This window comes from Glycomyces mayteni (genome assembly GCF_042428885.1).
GTDB lineage: Bacteria > Actinomycetota > Actinomycetes > Mycobacteriales > Micromonosporaceae > Glycomyces > Glycomyces mayteni.
On sequence record NZ_JBHMBP010000004.1, the window covers coordinates 856,599 to 873,202 of the forward strand.

Sequence of the window (16,604 nt, forward strand, 5' to 3'; positions counted from 1 at the left end):
GCACGCCGGGCGATTTCCGAAGCGATCCTTTCACACGTTCCCGGCGCGCCTCTGCGGTATCCGGACGGCCGTCCGGGCCCGGGCCCTCAGTCGTCCAGCAGCCGCAGGTGGATGCGCATCTCCGTGCCCTGCTCCCCCGAGTAGGTGCGCAGCAGGTCCACGACGCTGTTGACCAGCAGCAGCCCCCGCCCGAACGGCTGCGTGGCGTCGATCGGGCGCCGCCCGGCCATGCGGTCGGTGATGCGGCCCGCGTCGGTCACGGCGCACACCAGCATGCGGTCGTCCGTCCAGATGTGGAGCGCGGCCGTGCCGCCGCCGTGGAAGACGCTGTTGATGAGCAGCTCCGTCACCGCGATCTCCAGGTCGATGAGCTGGATGCCCGTCAGGCCCGCCCGCCGCCCGAAGGCGACGACGAACCACCGGGCGTTGTCGACCGTGTCCACGGCCACGGCCCGCTCGACGGCGAACCTCGGCGGCGGCTTCAGCGGCGTGTTGTAGTCCTCGACGATCCGGCCCGGGTCGAACTCGGCGCTGGCGTGCTCCCCGGCCCGGTCGGTGTAGACCGGGTGGGACGCGCGGAGGTCGGACAGCGCCCTGGCGTCGAGGACGTCGGCGTCGTGCGGGCACAGCATGGCGACGTCGCGCCCGGCGAACGCGTAGTTGACGAGCGCCTCGTGCTGCGCGAACGCGGGGTAGTAGAGGTCGGTGCGGCCCGCCCAGTTCGACTCGCCCACGACCCAGGACCGCTGGCCCGCATGGATGTCGGTGAAGGCGCGCAGCACGCCGGGGATGATGCGGCCGGGGTTCGCCCCGACCTCCGACATGTTCAGCAGCCGGACGCGGTCGACCGAGACGCCCAGGGCCCTCCGCAGCAGGAGGAAGCGCTCCTCGGGGACGGCGATCGCGACGGGTGCGGAGCGGGCGAGCGCCTCCTCGATGAACGGGATCGTGCCGGTGAGGTACTCGTCGTCTCCCGAGTACGTGAGGGCGGTGTGCCTGAAGGGGTCGCCGGTCGCAGTACCGGCATCGGGGGCCAACGCGAGACTCCTTTGACCACAAGGATCTTCATGGAATATTCGCCGAAAGGCGATGCGGGATGACGAGAATCAGTCTAAACCTCCGGCGGCCCCGTTTCAACCACCACTCCACATTGGGGGCATAAGCCCCCGTGACAGACCTGCGGTCCGGGATTATCGTGGAAGCACAGTGGAGAATTTCGGGTACCCGCGTGGACCGGTGCTTGCGATGCCGGTCAGGTACGGGACAAGAGTCGTCTGACGTGCTCCAGCGGACATCGAACGGTGACGGGCCCCCGGGCCCGTCGCGGGAACGGACCCCTCCGCAGCGGGTCGCCCGCATCCCGCCGGCGTCCGCCTTGCCGCTCACGCGGTCCGCTCGTCGAAGCTCCGGTCCGCCCCGGAGGCCGATTCGACCGCTGTTAGGCGGTGACCGTCATGGTTCCACGACCCCCTGCTGCAATCTCCATGCTCGGACGCGGCGGCGACCGGGCGCGCAAAGCGCTGTTCGACCGGCTCGCGGCGCTCCCCGAATCCGACCCGAGGCGCACCGCGGTGCGCGACCGGCTCGTCATCGGCCACCTGGAATTGGCGATGCACATAGCGAAGTGCTACTCGGCCAAGGGAGCCGACGAAACGGAGCTGCTCCGCGCGGCCTTCACCGGACTCGTCCGGGCCGTCGACGGGTTCGACCCCGCGCAGGGCGACTTCCTCGCCTACGCGATCCCGTCCATGATGGACGAGGTCCGCCGGAGGCCCGAGGCCGAGACCGATCCGGTGCCGGTCTCCCGCGCCCTCGCGGCGGCACTGGAGGACCTCGACCGGCGCCTGCGCGAGGCACCCGAAGTCGGAGCCCTCCGGACCTCCCGCACCTGACCCCCTGATCGTCCCGGGGCGCGTGCCGCCCGCCCCGGGATCTCCTCCCGTGGAACCGCTTCCGCCGGAGATATCGAGTGTGATCTATCACTACGTTCGCCGGAATTGCCCGCACTGGTTATGATTCACGGCCATGACGTACATCTTCGACGTGTGGACCTGGGGCCGTGAGGGAAACACGCTCGACGGGACGCTCACGAGCCTCATCGGCGAAGACGTCCGGTTCGATCGCGGCAGCGGATTCGGGCTGCAACTGCTCATGGACGCGTGGTTCCAGGGCTTCGGGGCCACCGACATCGACCCGGCGACGGCCGCGGAGTTCGCGGAGTGCTTCGAGCTCATCCTCGGCAAGCGGGTGTGGATCGACGGCGAGGGCTTCGTGCTCGACGGCCGCACCAAGGAGCGCGTCGAGCCGGAGGTCAACGCCTACAACGAGTACGAGGGACGGATCGACGGGAGCGCGGGCAGCGCCGAGGGGCACGCGTACCTGCTGACCAAGCCCCAGGGCGAGGAATTCCGGCGGCGGGCCGACTCGGTGATCGCGTCGTTCGCGGTCGACCCGGAGGCCGACGGCGGGCAGGCGGGGTTCACGATCCGCGTCACCGACCCGAAGTACCTGGCGCACATGGCGAGCCACCGCAGTTTCCGGACCGCGTTCACCGGCGCGGCGGAGTGACCCGCCGGGGGGAAATGCGCTCGGACGGCGCACCGGACACCGGTAGCATCCCCGGGATGGACGCCTGGGAATGGGACGAGACGCTCTTCGCGGGCGCCGCCGCGCACTACGGGACCGGGCGGATGCCGTACCCGCCGGGCCTGGCCGACGCGGTGCGCGACGCGCTCGGCCTCGACGGGACCGGGCGGCTCCTCGACGTGGGCTGCGGGCCCGGCTCGCTGACCGTGCTCCTCGCGCCCCTGTTCGCCGAGGCCGTCGGCGTGGACGCCGACCCCGGGATGATCGCCGAGGCGCGGCTCAAGGCCCCCGGCATCGACTGGCGCCGCATGCGGGCCGAGGCCCTCCCCGCCGGGCTCGGGACGTTCCGGGTCGTCACGTTCGCGCAGTCGTTCCACTGGATGGAGCAGGAGCACGTCGCCGAGCGCGTGCGCGGCATGATCTGCCCCGAAGGCGCCTGGGTCCACATCGGCGCGACCACCCACCGCGGCGTCGAGACCGGCGAGCCGCTGCCGCTCCCGGCCCCGCCCTGGGACGGGATCGACGCGCTCGTCGCCCGCTACCTGGGGCCGGTGCGCCGCGCCGGCCAGGGCGTGCTCCCGGGCGGCACCAAGGGCTTCGAGGAGGACGTGCTCGCCCGGGCCGGGTACGCCGGGCCCGAGCGGATCGCCCTCGACGGGGGCCGCACCGTCGAGCGGAGCGAGGACGAAGTGGTGGCGGCCGTGCTCTCGCTGTCGAGCTCGGCCCCGCACCACTTCGGCGACCGGCTCGGCGACTTCGAGGCGGACCTGCGCGCGCTGCTGCGCGAGGCGGCCCCGGACGGGCGGTTCGCCGAGCGCATGCGCGGCGTCGAGATCGTGATCTGGCGGCCCTGAACGCGACGCGATAAGGTCTCGTGCCATGACCGAACCCGAATACCGGAGCGTCACGCGGACCCAGTACGACGAGTTCGCGCAGCTCTACTACGACATGTTCAAGGACTCCCTGCGCGAGCACCACTTCGACCGGGCGATGATCGACGCGTTCGCCGAGTTGGCCAAGGGGGCCGACGCCGGTCCCGTGGCCGACATCGGCTGCGGCCCAGGGCATGTCACCGGGTACCTGCACGCGCTCGGACTGGACGTGCGCGGCATCGACCTCTCGCCGGAGATGGTCGCGCTCGCGAAGCGCGAGCACCCCGGGATCGGGTTCGCGACCGGCGACATGAGCGCGCTCGACCTGCCGGACGGCGGCCTCGGCGGCGTGCTGTCGCGGGCCTCGATCATCCACACCCCGCCCGAGCGGATCGGCGGGGTCTTCGCCGAGTTCCACCGGGTGCTCGCCCCCGGCGGGCTGCTGTCGCTCAGCTTCCAGGCCACCGACCGGACCGACGCGCTCGCCCTGCCGTTCGACCACCGCGTCGCGCCCGCCTGGCAGTGGTCGTACCAGCGGGTGTCGGACCTGCTGGCGGACACCGGGTTCGCGGAGGTCGCGCGGCTCGTGGAGGCGCCCGAGGAGGACCCGGTGCGCGGGTTCCACTTCTGCCACCTCGTGATGCGCAAACCGGTCCCGGAGAATTCGTAGGCGCGCTCCCACGCACGGGTAAATCATGATATTTATTAGTATCGATAGATAAGCCTGTCCGCCGTCGGGTTGGGGTGAAGCGGATCCGAGCAGAGGAGTACCTGCATGGCATCCATGCCAACCCGGCCGCGGCGCCTCGCCGCGGCCGTCGCCCTGGCGGCGGCGGTGGCCGCCGCGACGCTGGGCATCGTGACGGCGGGCCCGGCGCACGCCGTCGGCTGCCAAGCGCTCGACTACAAGGTGGTGAGCGACTGGGGCACGGGCCACCAGGCCGCCGTCTCCCTCACCGCCGCCGACGGCGCCGTGGACGGCTGGGAGATCGGGTTCCAGCTCAAGCCCGGCGCGCAGGTGCAGAGCGCCTGGAACGTCGCGTGGTCCCAGTCCGGGACCGCCTTCACCGGATCGGACGTCGGCTGGAACGCCGCCGTCGCCGCCGGGCAGACCCGCGAGCTGTTCGGGCTCGTCGTCTCCGGCTCCGGGGCCGCCCCGGCCTCCTTCACGCTCAACGGGGTCGAGTGCGGCACGGTCGAGCAGCCCACCGACACCCCGAGCGAGGACCCGACCGACGATCCCACTGAGGAGCCCACCGACGAGCCCACCGAGGAGCCGACCGACCCGCCCGGGGACTGCCCGGCCGGGGCCGTCTGCGACGGCTTCGAGGACCAGGCCGGGACCGTCCCGGGCGGCGCGTGGAGCGTCGGGGCGCAGGACTGCACCGGCACCGGTACTGCCACAGTGGACACCGCGGTTGCGAACGGCGGCGGGAAGTCCGTGCGCGTCGACGGCGGCGCGACCTACTGCAACCACGTCTTCGTCGGCCGGGCCCTGCCCGCCGACGCCGAGTGGTTCCGGGTCTACATGCGCCACTCGACGGCCCAGCCGCAGAACCACACCACCATGATCGCCATGCAGGACCGAAACGACGCGAACTCGGACCTGCGCCTCGGCGGCCAGAACTCGATGCTCCAGTGGAACCGCGAGTCCGACGACGCGACCCTGCCCGCCCAGAGCCCCGCCGGGGTCGCGCTCAGCGCGCCGTTCCCCGTGAACACCTGGGTGTGCGTGGAGTACCAGATCAGCGGCGGGAACCTCGCGACCTGGATCGACGGCGAAGCCGTCACCGGCCTCACCGTGGACGGGGTCCCCACCCACGACGTGGACGAGCAGTGGCTCTCCAAGTCCGGGTGGAACCCCGACCTCGCGGACCTGCGGCTCGGCTGGGAGAGCTACGGGAACGACGCCGACACCGTCTGGTACGACGACGTCGCGTTCGGGCCGAGCAGGATCGGCTGCTGAAGCGGGGCCGCCCCGCTCCTGAGGAGAGGCGGGGCGGCCCTCACCGCCGCCGGGCCCACGGCGCGAGCTGCACGACGCCCCAGGCGACCTCGACGGCCAGGAACCCCCACAGGAGGTCCGGGCCGCCGTGCGCGAGCGCGTACGCCATCCACAGCGAGAACAGCACCCGTGCGGCCCCGTCGAACAGGCCGTGGACGCGCTGCGTGCGCAGCAGCCGCAGCAGGGACCACACGAGGACGACCGAGCCCATGAGGTTCGCGTACAGGACCTGCATCGGGTCGAGCGCGGGGAACGCGCCGAGGCCGAGCGCGCCGCTGAGGCCGTCGAGGGCGGCGTGGACGAGGGCGAGGGTCCACGGCGTGGCGAACCCGGCGGTCACCACGAGGTCGTAGACGGCGCTGGCGCGGACCAAGTTGAGGTACGGGGATCGTTGCGACGCAACGGTGTCGGTGGCGGTGGTGTCGTGGACGGCGGTCATGGGGTCGCTCCGTTCGTTCGGGTCGGGCTACCGTAAACGGTGGAGTGCACTCCAAGGTCAAATCGCGAGGGAGCGGTCATGCGAATCGGGGAGCTGTCGGAGCGGTCGGGGCTGAGCCGGGACGCGATCCGGTTCTACGAGCGGATCGGGCTGGTCGAGTCGCACCGGTCCCCCAACGGGTACCGGGACTTCCCCGAGGAGGCCGTGCCGTGGCTCGACTACGTGCGCACGGCGCAGCGCCTCGGGTTCTCGCTCGCCGAGATCGGCAGGCACGGCGCGGAGCTGCGCGAGGCCCCCGACTCGGCGGCGGCGCTGTCGGCGCTGTTCGCGGAGCGGATCACCGCGGTGGACGCGAAGATCGCGGAGCTGGCGTCCCTGCGCGCCGAGCTGGCCGCGCGGGCGGGCACGGGATGCCCGCTGGAGCCGGACCGGGCCCGGCGGCCGGGCCTCAGGCGACGGTGAGCACGGTCTTGCCGCGGGACTTCCCGGCCTTGAGCCGGTCGAGCGCGGCCGCGGCGTCCCCAAGGGGCGCTTCATGGTCGATGAGGAACCGGATCTGTCCCCTCTGGACGGACTCGGCGAGGGACGCGAGCGTCGCGGGCCGGGCGTTGGCGTAGAGGTTCCAGCCGCGCAGGCCCTTGCCGGAGAGCAGCTCGGCGTCGACCGCTCCGTTGGAGGAGACGATCGCGCCGTTCGGCTTGAGCAGCAGGGCGATCGGCTCGATGGTGTCGGCGTCGGAGACGAGGTCCACGACCGCGTCGATGCCGTCGGGGTGCGCCTCGCGCACCTGGTCGGCGGTGGGGCCCGCGGTGAAGTCGACGGTCTCGGCCGCGCCGAGCTCGCGCAGGAGGTCCGCGGTGGCGGGGTCGGCGGTGGCGATCACGCGGATGCCCTGGGCGGCGGCGAGCTGCACGGCGGCCTGCCCGACGCCCCCGGACGCGCCGTTGACCAGGAGCGTCTGACCGGGCCCGGCCCCGGTGCCCTCCACGAAGTCGTGGGCGGCGGCCCCGGCGGTGGGGATCGCGGCGGCGGTGGCGAAGTCGAGCGCGTCGGGGAGGCGGGCGAGCTTGGCGGCCTTGGTGATCGCGTACTCGGCGTAGGAGCCGCGGCCGAGCTGCACGTCCATGAACTGCCCGAACACGCGGTCCCCGGGCTCGAAGCGGGCGTCGGTCGGGCCGGGCTCCCCGGCGCTGACGACCGTGCCCGCGCCGTCGGAGCCGAGGACCAGCGGGAACTCGTGGTGGACCGACCCGCGCATGGCGCCCTCGACGACCTTCCAGTCGAACGGGTTCACGCCCGCGGCCGCGATCTTGACGAGCACTTCGCCGGGGCCCGGCTCTGGGACGGGCAGGTCCGCGACGGTCGGCTCGGTGTGGAAGTCGGTGGCGACGACGGCGCGCATAAGGGGTCCCCTTCGGTCCTGACCGGCGGACGCCCGGCTGCGCCCGGCCTGAATCTACACCGGTGCGTACCCGATCGACGCGGATCGAACGCCTCGCGCACGTATTACCATCCCTAGCCCCCACCCACCCCGGGGAAGATAGCGGCGATCCTCCCGCGCGGGTCCGACAGAACCGGCGCCCCGCGACCCGCGCGTCCCCCGGACGAGGGACACGGGTGAGACGGGAACGACACCGGCGCAACGGGATCGACTCGCATGAATCGGGGCGTTTCGCCAGCGCACAAGGGCCTTGTACGCTTCTCCGTGGACACGGCACCCCCTCTCGCCGGCCTCTGCGCGCGGCCCGTCCGCCCCTGCCCCGACCCCTCCGGAGGTGCCCCCATGCGTGCTTGGATGGATCGCGGTGTGCTGCGCGGCCGGATACACGGGCGTTCGCTCCTGGTCCTCGTCGCCGTGGCGGCGCTCGTGTCGGTGGCGGCGGTGTGGCAGTTCGGGTCGCTGCGCGATGAGCACGACCCGGACCTGGCCGACCCGGACACGCCCGGGGGCCCGCAGTTCACGGCCGCGGCGGAGGCGACGAGCGAGAGCGCCGCGGCGTCGGCCCCGGAGTCCCCCGAGTCCTCCCCCGCTTCGACGGCCGCTGAGCCGACGTCGTCGGCCGCGGCCGAGTCCTCGTCGGCGAGCGCGGCGGACGCCGGGCCGCGGTGCACGGCGTCGCTGTCGCTGGACGAGGAGTGGTCGTCGTCGATCTCGGTGGCGGTGTCCGTGGCGAACACGGGCGCGGAGCCGATCGACGGCTGGGAGGTGCTGCTGGCCCTCGACGGCGTGGAGGTCACCGCCGCGTGGGGCCTGGAGCACCTCGACGGGGACCGCTACGGCGACATCATGTTCAACGCGGCGATCGCGCCCGGCGAGAGCGTGGAGCCGAGCTTCTCGGCGGCCGTCGAGGACGGCTGGACGCTGCCCGCGACGGTCCCCTGCACCCCCGCTTAAGCCTCGGTGCGGATCTCCACCTTGTGGAGCACCGGGAAGTTCACGGACTTGGCGATGAAGCAGTCGCGGTTGGCGTCGTGGTGGAGCGCGGCGGCGCGCTCGGCCTTGGCGGGGTCGGCGATGGTGACGACGGGGTGGAGGACGACCTCGGTGAAGCGGCCGCTGTTGCCCTTCTCCTCGGTCATGGTGCCGGTCGCGGCGTCGGTGTAGGCGGTCACGGCGATCCGCTCGCGCGCGCACAGCGAGAAGTAGGTGAGCATGTGGCATTCGGAGAGCGAGGCGAGGAGCAGCTCCTCGGGGTTCCAGCGCTCCTTCTGGCCGAGGAACGCGGGATCGGCGCTGCCGCGGATGAGGGGCTTGCCGGGGGCGGTGATGTCGTGGTCGCGTCCGTAGTCGAAGTACTTGGCGGTGCCGTTGCCGGTGTTGCCGGTCCATTCGACGGTGACCTCGTAGTGGTGCTCGCGGCCGCTCATGGCGTGCTCCTTCCGTTGCGGTGAACCGAATCGTATCCGGGCCCAGGGCGGTCCTGGCGGGTCATTTCCCGGGGAGGAGGACGGTCTGGCGGTCGGGGACGGCGGCGGCGAGCTTGTCCCACCAGTGGTGGTGCCTGCGGTAGACGTCGGGTTCGCGGTCGGCGAGGAGCGCGGTGAGGCCCGCGGCCTCCTCGGCGAGGGCGGTCCAGACGTCGTCGGGGAGGGGGTGGAACGCGGTGGCCTCGATGCGGCGCTCGCCCGAGTCGTCCGCGACGGTGCGCCACACGCCCGCGGCGAGGCCGTCGACCAGGAGCATCGGGAGGACGTCGCCGTTGTTGCGGATGAGGGTGGTGCGGTACTCGGGCGGGACGGTGCGGGCGCGGTCGTGGAAGGCGAGGAACACGTTGTCCCACATGGCCATCAGGCGCGGGGGCGCGGGCGTGTCCGCGTCGGGGATTGCGGCGCCGGGCAGGTCGTAGAGGACCTCGCCGTTGGGGCCCTGGTGGAGTTCGAGGTCGAGAGGGACGAGGGCCTTCTTGACGCGGCCGCGCTGGACCATCGCGAACTGGGCGACGTCTGCGACGGAGACGGGCCCGAAGCCCTCGATGTGCCGCAGGATGAGGGCGGCGAGCGCGGTGTCTGCGGCGGTGTCGTCGCGGAGGGCGGGCCGGTCGGGGGCGGCGGTGTACTCGACCTTGTCGGTGAAGCTCCAGGGCCCCGCGCCGGGGGCGCGGAGCACGGGCGCGTACTGGCGGATGCCGGGCCACACGGCCTTGGCGGTCTCGGGGTCGAGGCGGTCGGCGAGCCAGGTCTCGCATTCGCGGGCGGTGCGGACCTCGCCTGCGGCGAACAGGGCCTCGTAGAGCGCTTCGGCGAGGGCGTACGCCTCGGCGCCGGTGATCCCGGCGGCGGCGATGCGGCCGCCGAGCTTGGCGGCGTAGAGGGACGGCTCGGTGGCCTCGCGGAACGTGCGGTACTCGTCGGCGGCGACGGTGTGGAGGGTCATGCGGACGGGGTTGCCGCGCAGGACCCGGCCCGCCTTGTAGGCGGCGTCGAGGTCGGCGGGGTCGAACCCGGCGACGCGGTTCCACAGGCCGATGTACCCGGAGACGGGCGACTGGGTCTGGAGGGCGACCGCGCCGCGGACCGCGGACTCGACGTCGGCGGCGGCGCGGTGCAGGAGGGACTGCCGGTCGAGGGTCGCGCGGTTCAACCGCCGGGTCGTGAGCTGCATGAGCCGAGGCTAGCTGGGCCCACCGACACCGGGCCGCGGACCGGATCGGGACAGGGCGCGGGAAGGGCCCGGGACCGGACCCTGGCCGGTCCGGTCCCAGATGGGGGGCGTCAGATCGTGAGGACGTACGCGGAGCAGGAGTCGAGGAGCATCTGGCTGCCCTCCTTGGCCATGTCGTGCTCCTCCTGCGTGGCGCAGTTCTGGGAGATCACGAGGCGGGTGCGGCCCTCGCCGAGGTCGGTGAGGTCGAGGCGCATGACCTCTTCGCCGCCGCCGGGGGTGTCCATGCCCATGACCAGCAGCTTGTCCTCGACGACCTCGATGTAGCGGCCCGTGATCGGGAACTCCTGGCCGTCGGGGGTGACGACGACCGAGGTGTACTTGCCGCCGGGCGACACGTCGAGCTCGACGGACCCGGGCTTGGAGTAGCTCCACGCCTCGTAGTGCGGGTTCTCGGTCCAGGCGCGCCAGACGGTGGCGACGGGGACGTCGACCTCGCCGGTGAGCGTGTAGGGGAAGCCTGCGGTGTTCTCGTTGGCGGTCATCTCGATCCTCCGTGTTCGGGGTTTTCGGTGTATGCACGTGTAGACGGGGCGGCGCGCGGGGATTCATCGCGCCCGCCGAGGCTTTTCCGGAATTTCTTCCGCGGGCTCGGGAGCGGCGGCGGTGGCGGCGGTCTGGGAGAATCGGGCGATGGACGCCGAACTCACCGTGACCGGTTCCGACGACCCCCGTGGGGAACTGGTGCTGCTGCGGAAGTGGCTCAGCCGCGAGGACGACTACCGGGGCCGGGTCGACTTCAAGCCCGCCGAGCCGCGCGAGGGCGAGCTGGGCTTCGCGACGGACGTGCTGCTGGCGGGCATCGCCGCCGGGGGCCTGGACGCGCTCGGGCGGACGATCGCGGTGTGGATCGATTCGCGCCGCTCCCAGATCGAGGTCGAGGTGAGCGCCGCCGACGGCACGCACTGGCGGATCTCCGCGAAGGGCCCGGTGGCGAAGTCGGTCGCGAAGCGGCTCGAAACGCCGCCCGAAAAGCCGCTCGAAAAGCCGCTCGAACCCGGGGAATAGCGATGCGCCTGCCCGACGGCGCGCGCTCGCGCGCCCTCCTCATCGGCACGACCGACTACGAGCACGAGAGCCTCGACCGCGTCCCGGCCGCGCGCAACAACGTGGAGGGCCTGCGGGAGTCCCTGGCGCGGGACGCCGGGATCACGGGCGACGACTGCCGCGCGCTGGTGAACCCGCGCGACCTGGCCGAGGTCGGCGCGGCCGTCGAGGACGCGGCGCGCACGGCCGAGGACCTGCTGCTGGTGTACTACGGCGGGCACGGGCTCGTGGACGGCGACGGGCTGCTCAACCTCGCGCTGCCGCAGTCGTCCCCCTCGCTCCTGCCGTGGAGCGCCATCCCGTTCCGCTTCCTGCACAAGGCGATCCAGAACGCGCGGGCCGCCACGAAGGTCGTCGTCCTCGACTCCTGCTACTCCGGCATCGCGATCGAGCCGCTGCTCGGCCCCGACCTCACCGGGCAGCTGCGGATCAGGGGCAGCTTCACGCTGACCTCCTCCCCCGCGAACTCGCCGTCCTACGCGTTCGAGGGGCGGTACACCGCGTTCACCGGGCTGCTCCTGGACGTGCTGAACGAGGGCGTCGCCGGCGCAGGGGACCTGTTGACGCTCAACGACATCTACACGGAGCTGCTGCACCGCGCCCGGGTTCGCGGCCTCCCCGAGCCGCAGAAGACCGGCACCCACCAGGCCGACACGCTCGCGCTCGCGCCGAACCGGCACCAGGGGCCGCCGCAGCAGGTGCAGGTCGCGGTGCCCGAACCGCGTGCGCGCCAGGCGGTCCCGGCGCCCGCGCCGTCCGCCGACGCGGTGGTCACGGCCGACGAGGTGCGCAGCGTCAAGTTCACGGCGGTGCAGCTTGCCGAGGGGTACGACCAGGACGAGGTGGACGCGTTCCTGGACAGGGTGGTGCTCGCGCTCGTCGAGCCCGCGGCCGGGCCGCAGCGGCTCACCCCCGACGACGTGCGGACCTCGATGTTCACCTCCACGCGCCTGCGCGAGGGCTACGACGTCAAGGAGGTCGACGCGTTCCTGGACCGCATCGAGGCCGAACTCGAACGGCGCCAGGCGGTCGCGGGGGGCCGGGTCTAGCTTTCGAGCGCGGCGACCATCGCGGCCACGCGGGCGCGCACCCGCTCGGGGTCGGCCTCGGGGAGCACGGGTGAGCCGACGACGGCGCGCATGACGCCCATGCCGAGGAGGAGCGCGCCGACGAGTTCGGCGCGCAGCGCGGCGTCCTCGCCGTCGAAGCGGTCCGCCAGGTCGGCGAGGTAGCCGTCGCAGACCTCCTCGTGGAGGCGGGCGCGCACCTCGGGGCGGCCGGCCGAGCGGAGCATGAGCAGCAGCGGATGCTCGCCGCCGTCCCCGGCCCGCTCGCTCAGGACGACGTTCAGGAGCGCGTCGGCGAACGCCACCGGCCCGGTCTCCTTCGCCCCCAGCCCCTCCGGGACCTCGGAGGTGAGCGCCGCCTCGAAGAGGTCCTGTTTGGACCCGAAGTAGCGGAAGATGAGCGTCGCGTCGACCCCGGCGTCGGCGGCGATCTCGCGCACCCCGGTGCCGTCGAAGCCGTGCTCGGCGAAGCGGCGGCGGGCGGCGTCGAGGAGGGCGGAGCGGGTGGCCGCGCGGTCGCGGCGCTTGGGCGCGTTCATGAAGTCAGCATAAGTCCTCACTTGTTGACATATCGCGCGGCCCGGACTAGTCTTTGTCATCGATCGATGACATACGACGAGAGGCGGCACCCCTGTGCGCACCTACCTGATCACCGGCGGCACCGACGGCATGGGCCGCGGCCTGGGCCTGCACTTCCTGGGACGGGGCGACCGCGTCGTCGCCGTCGCCAGCGGCGAGGCCAAGGGCCGGGCCTTCACCGAGGCCGCCGCGCGGCTCGGCGCGGCCGACCGGGCCCGGTTCCTGCGGGCCGACCTGAGCACCGTCGCCGGGATGCGCGCGGTCACCGCCGAGATCGAGTCCTCGGAGGAGCGGCTCGACGGCCTGGTGTTCGCGACCCAGCGGTTCCAGCAGCGGCGCACGCTCACCGCCGACGGCCTGGAGTACACGTTCGCGCTGTCCTACCTGAGCCGCTTCGTGATCGGCCACGGCCTCGTGCCGCTCCTGGACCGGGCCGAGGCCCCCGTGGTCTTCAACCTCGGCGCGCCCGGCGGGTTCCCGGGGCGGATCTTCTGGGACGACACGTCGTTCGAGCGCGAGCCGTACAAGGGCATGAAGGCCGCCACGCAGGCGTCCCGCTCCATCGACCTGCTCGCCGTGGACTTCCCGCGCCGCCATCCCCTCACCCGCGCCAAGTACGTCGTCTACAACCCGATGTTCGTCAAGACCGGCATGGCCGACCCGCTCCCCCAGCCCAAGAAGGCCCTCACCAACGCCATGGCCGCCCTCTTCGCCCAGAGGGTCGAGAAGGCCATCGTCCCCATGGCCGCCCTCATCGACGCCCCGCCCGCCGCCCCCGTCACCGCCTGGCGCCGCACCACCCCGCTCCCCTTGACCGGCAAGGACTTCGACCCGGAGGCGGCGAACCGCCTCCACCGGCTCACCGAGCAGATCCTGGAGCGGGTGGAGGCGGGGAGCGCCTGAGCTAGTCGACGAGGGCGTCGAGGTCGATCGCGTTCTTGACGGCGTCGAGGCGCTGCGTGGAGACCTCGGGGTCGACCCTGGTGCGGTCGATGTGGGCGAGCTCCTGGTTGGCCTCGGCGAAGGGGCGCATGCGGCGCTCGTAGCGGGCGAAGGCCAGCGCGTGGTCGGCGGTGCGGCCCAGCTCGAAGGCGAGGACGTACGCGCCGACGAGGGCGAGGCTGGTGCCCTGGCCGGAGAGGGGCGCGGCGCAGTGGGCGGCGTCGCCGAGGAGGACGGTGCGCCCGGCGGACCAGGCGTCCATCTTGATCTGCGCCATGGAGTCGAAGTAGAAGTCGTCGGCGGTCTTCATGCGCTCCAGGAATTCCGGGACCTTCCAGCCGAACCCGGTGAGGTGCTCGGCGACGAGGGCCTTCTGGGCCTCGGTGTCGCGGTGGTCGTACTCGATGGGGTCGGAGCCGAAGCCGAGGAAGATGCGCAGTTCGCTGTTGTCGCGGACGGTCATGGCGCAGCCGCCGAGGTTGGCGCCGTCGTTGAACCAGGTCTGCCACCGGTCGAGGCCGAGGAAGTTGTCCTGGCTGAAGACCGAGAGGTAGGTGCCGAGGTGGTGGATGTAGTCGGCTTCGGGGCCGAAGGCGAGGCGGCGGGTGTTGGAGTGGAGGCCGTCGGCGCCGACGACGAGGTCGAAGCGGCGCGGGGCGGCGTGCTCGAACTCGACGGTGACGCCGTCGGATTCGTCGCGGATCGCGGTGATGGAGTCGCCGTAGAGGTACTCGACGCCGTCGAGCTTCGCGTGGACGAGGTCCACGAGGTCTTCGCGGAGGATCTCGACGTCCTCGGAGTCGAGGGCGCCGGAGGAGAGCGCGAACTCCTCGGAGCGCATGAGCTCGTTGCCTTCGGGGTCGAGGACGTTCATGCCCTTGGACTCGTTCTTGAGGGCGCGGGCCGCGGCTTCGAGGCCCATGCGGCGAAGGACGTGGAGGGCCGCGCCGCGGACGTCGACGGCCTGGCCGCCGCGGCGCAGGGCCGGGGCGCGCTCGACGACGACGGGGGTGAGGCCCTGCTCGCGGAGCCAGTAGGCGAGGGCGGTGCCGGCGACGGAGGAACCGGAGATGAGGACGGTGGTCATGGCGTGCTCCTGGGATACGTTGTACTGCGCTGACTGGGACCACCGTAGAAAATTCGGCTCTGACCTGCAAATACGCCCGTGATCTGCCCTAGTACAGAGGGGGCGGGGAGGGCCGGGGCGCACTAGGATCTGTCGTAGGACAGCACGAGGGAGGGGCCGCCGTGGCCGCATCGATCGAACCGCCGTACGCACGTATAGCCGGGGAGCTGAGCAGGCGCATCGCCGACCGGGAGCTGCTGCCGGGCGACCGGGTGCCCTCGACGCGGCAGGTCGCCCAGGAATTCGGTGTGGCTCTCGCCACAGCGACGAAGGCGCTGGACGTGCTGCGGTCGGAGGGCCTGGTGGTGACCCGGCCGCGGTCGGGGACGGTGGTGGCGCCGCGGCGCGGGGCGAAGGGGGGCGAGCCCGCGGCGGAGCTGACGCGGGCGCGCGTGGTCGAGGAGGCCGTGGCGATCGCCGACGTCGAAGGGCTGGAGGCGGTCTCGATGCGCGCGGTGGCGGGGCGGTGCGGGGTGGCGCCGATGTCCTTGTACCGCTTCGTGGAGGACAAGGAGCAGCTCGTGGAGCTCATGGGCGACACCGTGTACGGCTCGCGCGAGTTCACTGTGGAGGAGTCCGATCCGTGGCGGGCGCAGGTCGAGTCGATCGCGCGGGAGCTGTGGCGGCTGCACCGCGCGCACCCGTGGCTGGGGCGCATCCAGCCGCTGACCCGGCCGCTGCCGCTGCCGGGGATCATCCGGCTCGGGGACCGGCTCCTCGGCGCGCTGGAGCCTCTCGGACTGCCGCCGCGGCGGCAGTTCGACGTGCACCTGCTGCTGTACACCCACGTGGTGGGCCTGGCGGTGAACGTGGAGCGCGAGGACGAGGCGATGTCGCTCTCGGGCGTCTCCTCGGAGGAGTGGACCGACCTCCAGTACCTGCCGAAGTTCGGCGACGACGCGTTCATGTCCTCGGTGCCGCACTTCGCCCGCCTCTTCGGGCCCGCGGGGTCCATGTCGGACGGTTACGATATGGACCTCGACGCGCTGTTCGAGCTCGGCCTCGGGGTGATCCTCGACGGCGTGGAGGCCCTCGCGGCCCGCTCGGAGTAGCACTTGCGTGCGATTACCCGAACTCGTATACTCGGAATCGAGTAATCGATCCGAGGAGGTCGCATGTCCGGCAGACGCGGCAACCTGACGGCGCTCGCGGTGCTCTCCGTGGCGGCGTCGAAACCCATGCACCCCTACGAGATGGGCCAGGCCATCCGCGGGTGGGGCAAGGACCGCGACATGAAGGTCAAGTGGGGCTCGCTCTACTCGGTCGTCGCGGCCCTGGAGAAACGCGGCCTCCTGGAGGCCGCCGGGACCGCCCGCGAGGGCAACCGGCCCGAGCGCACCGTCTACCGCGTCACCGCCGAAGGCCGCGCCGAACTCGCCGACTGGACGCGCGAGCTCCTCGCCACCGCCGACGGCGACCACACCCGCTTCCGCGCCGGGCTCTCCGTCGCGGTCGTCCTCCCGCCCGACGAGGTCGTGGAGATCCTGCGCGGGCGGCTGCGGGCCCTGGAGACCGGCCTCGCCTCCGACGAGGGCGAACTCCACCGCGTCAAGGGGACCGTCCCGCGCATGTTCCTCATCGAGGACGAGTACGCGCTCGCCACGGCCCGCGCCGAGATCAAGTGGATCTACGCGCTCGTCGCGGAACTCGCCACCGGCACGTTCCCCGAACTCGACCGGTGGCGGGCCTTCCACGAGCAAGGCGGCCTCGACGGCGGCGCCGCCGTATGGGAGCCCGCAGCAGACCGCTCCGGCGACCGCGCCTGACACCCCGCGAGGA

General features: G+C 72.4%; 20 protein-coding genes. 12 read left to right on the top strand and 8 right to left on the bottom strand.

Translation table 11 applies throughout. The features are described from left to right. Positions 1 to 86: 86 nt before the first annotated feature. Positions 87 to 1,037 carry an anti-sigma factor RsbA family regulatory protein gene (locus tag ACFFXY_RS19240; protein ID WP_382354219.1) on the bottom strand — a complete coding sequence of 317 codons (951 nt, stop codon included), beginning with the start codon at positions 1,035 to 1,037 and terminating at the stop codon, positions 87 to 89. Between the two features lie 417 nt (positions 1,038 to 1,454). Between ACFFXY_RS19240 and ACFFXY_RS19245 the strand changes: the two genes are divergently transcribed. From ACFFXY_RS19245 to ACFFXY_RS19265, 5 genes are all read left to right on the top strand, one after another. Beyond that, positions 1,455 to 1,892, top strand: a complete 438-nt coding sequence (locus ACFFXY_RS19245; protein WP_382354222.1) for a sigma factor — start codon at positions 1,455 to 1,457, stop codon at positions 1,890 to 1,892. A 133-nt stretch (positions 1,893 to 2,025) separates the two neighbouring features. Continuing rightward, positions 2,026 to 2,568 (top strand): hypothetical protein, encoded by a 543-nt coding sequence (locus ACFFXY_RS19250; RefSeq protein WP_382354225.1) that lies wholly within the window; start codon positions 2,026 to 2,028, stop codon positions 2,566 to 2,568. A 56-nt stretch (positions 2,569 to 2,624) separates the two neighbouring features. Further along, positions 2,625 to 3,440 carry a class I SAM-dependent methyltransferase gene (locus tag ACFFXY_RS19255; protein WP_382354228.1) on the top strand — a complete coding sequence of 272 codons (816 nt, stop codon included), beginning with the start codon at positions 2,625 to 2,627 and terminating at the stop codon, positions 3,438 to 3,440. A gap of 25 nt (positions 3,441 to 3,465) precedes the next feature. Further along, complete coding sequence (locus tag ACFFXY_RS19260; protein WP_382354230.1) at positions 3,466 to 4,128, top strand: class I SAM-dependent DNA methyltransferase; 663 nt, start codon at positions 3,466 to 3,468, stop codon at positions 4,126 to 4,128. 105 nt (positions 4,129 to 4,233) lie between these two features. Continuing rightward, the gene (locus ACFFXY_RS19265; protein ID WP_382354233.1) at positions 4,234 to 5,424 is read left to right on the top strand and encodes a cellulose binding domain-containing protein; all 1,191 of its coding nucleotides are present in this window, start codon (positions 4,234 to 4,236) and stop codon (positions 5,422 to 5,424) included. Between the two features lie 40 nt (positions 5,425 to 5,464). Here the strand turns inward: ACFFXY_RS19265 and ACFFXY_RS19270 are convergent, their stop codons facing one another. Continuing rightward, on the bottom strand, positions 5,465 to 5,902 hold the full coding sequence (locus ACFFXY_RS19270; protein WP_382354236.1) for a hypothetical protein: 438 nt from the start codon (positions 5,900 to 5,902) through the stop codon (positions 5,465 to 5,467). A 78-nt stretch (positions 5,903 to 5,980) separates the two neighbouring features. On the opposite strand from ACFFXY_RS19270, the gene ACFFXY_RS19275 reads away from it, so the two are divergent. After that, positions 5,981 to 6,364, top strand: coding sequence for a MerR family transcriptional regulator (locus ACFFXY_RS19275; protein ID WP_382354239.1), 384 nt, complete (start codon positions 5,981 to 5,983; stop codon positions 6,362 to 6,364). Here the strand turns inward: ACFFXY_RS19275 and ACFFXY_RS19280 are convergent. Then, a complete protein-coding gene (locus ACFFXY_RS19280; protein WP_382354242.1) occupies positions 6,351 to 7,304 on the bottom strand; it encodes an NADP-dependent oxidoreductase in 954 nt (317 codons plus the stop codon). The two genes, ACFFXY_RS19275 and ACFFXY_RS19280, sit on opposite strands and share 14 nt — an antisense overlap. A 381-nt stretch (positions 7,305 to 7,685) precedes the next feature. On the opposite strand from ACFFXY_RS19280, the gene ACFFXY_RS19285 reads away from it, so the two are divergent. Then, positions 7,686 to 8,297, top strand: a complete 612-nt coding sequence (locus tag ACFFXY_RS19285; protein WP_382354245.1) for a cellulose binding domain-containing protein — start codon at positions 7,686 to 7,688, stop codon at positions 8,295 to 8,297. Here ACFFXY_RS19285 and ACFFXY_RS19290 read toward each other — a convergent pair. From ACFFXY_RS19290 to ACFFXY_RS19300, 3 genes are all read right to left on the bottom strand, one after another. Further along, complete coding sequence (locus ACFFXY_RS19290; protein ID WP_382354248.1) at positions 8,294 to 8,770, bottom strand: OsmC family protein; 477 nt, start codon at positions 8,768 to 8,770, stop codon at positions 8,294 to 8,296. The genes ACFFXY_RS19285 and ACFFXY_RS19290 overlap by 4 nt on opposite strands. Before the next feature lie 61 nt (positions 8,771 to 8,831). Further along, entirely contained in the window at positions 8,832 to 10,004 is a 1,173-nt protein-coding gene (locus ACFFXY_RS19295) for a winged helix DNA-binding domain-containing protein (protein WP_382354251.1), read from the bottom strand. A gap of 110 nt (positions 10,005 to 10,114) precedes the next feature. Beyond that, positions 10,115 to 10,549, bottom strand: coding sequence for an SRPBCC family protein (locus ACFFXY_RS19300; protein ID WP_382354254.1), 435 nt, complete (start codon positions 10,547 to 10,549; stop codon positions 10,115 to 10,117). 148 nt (positions 10,550 to 10,697) lie between these two features. Here ACFFXY_RS19300 and ACFFXY_RS19305 point away from each other — a divergent pair, with 148 nt between their 5' ends. Together ACFFXY_RS19305 and ACFFXY_RS19310 are read left to right on the top strand one after the other, a co-directional pair. Further along, positions 10,698 to 11,072 carry an effector-associated constant component EACC1 gene (locus ACFFXY_RS19305; protein WP_382354257.1) on the top strand — a complete coding sequence of 125 codons (375 nt, stop codon included), beginning with the start codon at positions 10,698 to 10,700 and terminating at the stop codon, positions 11,070 to 11,072. A gap of 2 nt (positions 11,073 to 11,074) precedes the next feature. Then, complete coding sequence (locus ACFFXY_RS19310) at positions 11,075 to 12,160, top strand: caspase, EACC1-associated type (RefSeq protein ID WP_382354259.1); 1,086 nt, start codon at positions 11,075 to 11,077, stop codon at positions 12,158 to 12,160. Here ACFFXY_RS19310 and ACFFXY_RS19315 read toward each other — a convergent pair. Continuing rightward, positions 12,157 to 12,717 carry a TetR/AcrR family transcriptional regulator gene (locus ACFFXY_RS19315; RefSeq protein ID WP_382354262.1) on the bottom strand — a complete coding sequence of 187 codons (561 nt, stop codon included), beginning with the start codon at positions 12,715 to 12,717 and terminating at the stop codon, positions 12,157 to 12,159. The genes ACFFXY_RS19310 and ACFFXY_RS19315 overlap by 4 nt on opposite strands. Before the next feature lie 94 nt (positions 12,718 to 12,811). Here ACFFXY_RS19315 and ACFFXY_RS19320 point away from each other — a divergent pair, with 94 nt between their 5' ends. Then, positions 12,812 to 13,660, top strand: coding sequence for an SDR family NAD(P)-dependent oxidoreductase (locus ACFFXY_RS19320; protein ID WP_382354265.1), 849 nt, complete (start codon positions 12,812 to 12,814; stop codon positions 13,658 to 13,660). A gap of 1 nt (position 13,661) precedes the next feature. Here the strand turns inward: ACFFXY_RS19320 and ACFFXY_RS19325 are convergent, their stop codons facing one another. Continuing rightward, the gene (locus ACFFXY_RS19325) at positions 13,662 to 14,786 is read right to left on the bottom strand and encodes an FAD-dependent monooxygenase (RefSeq protein ID WP_382354268.1); all 1,125 of its coding nucleotides are present in this window, start codon (positions 14,784 to 14,786) and stop codon (positions 13,662 to 13,664) included. A gap of 161 nt (positions 14,787 to 14,947) precedes the next feature. On the opposite strand from ACFFXY_RS19325, the gene ACFFXY_RS19330 reads away from it, so the two are divergent. Both ACFFXY_RS19330 and ACFFXY_RS19335 read left to right on the top strand, forming a co-directional pair. After that, on the top strand, positions 14,948 to 15,877 hold the full coding sequence (locus tag ACFFXY_RS19330; protein WP_382354271.1) for a GntR family transcriptional regulator: 930 nt from the start codon (positions 14,948 to 14,950) through the stop codon (positions 15,875 to 15,877). A 63-nt stretch (positions 15,878 to 15,940) separates the two neighbouring features. Then, positions 15,941 to 16,591 (top strand): PadR family transcriptional regulator, encoded by a 651-nt coding sequence (locus ACFFXY_RS19335; RefSeq protein WP_382354274.1) that lies wholly within the window; start codon positions 15,941 to 15,943, stop codon positions 16,589 to 16,591. Positions 16,592 to 16,604: the final 13 nt, after the last annotated feature.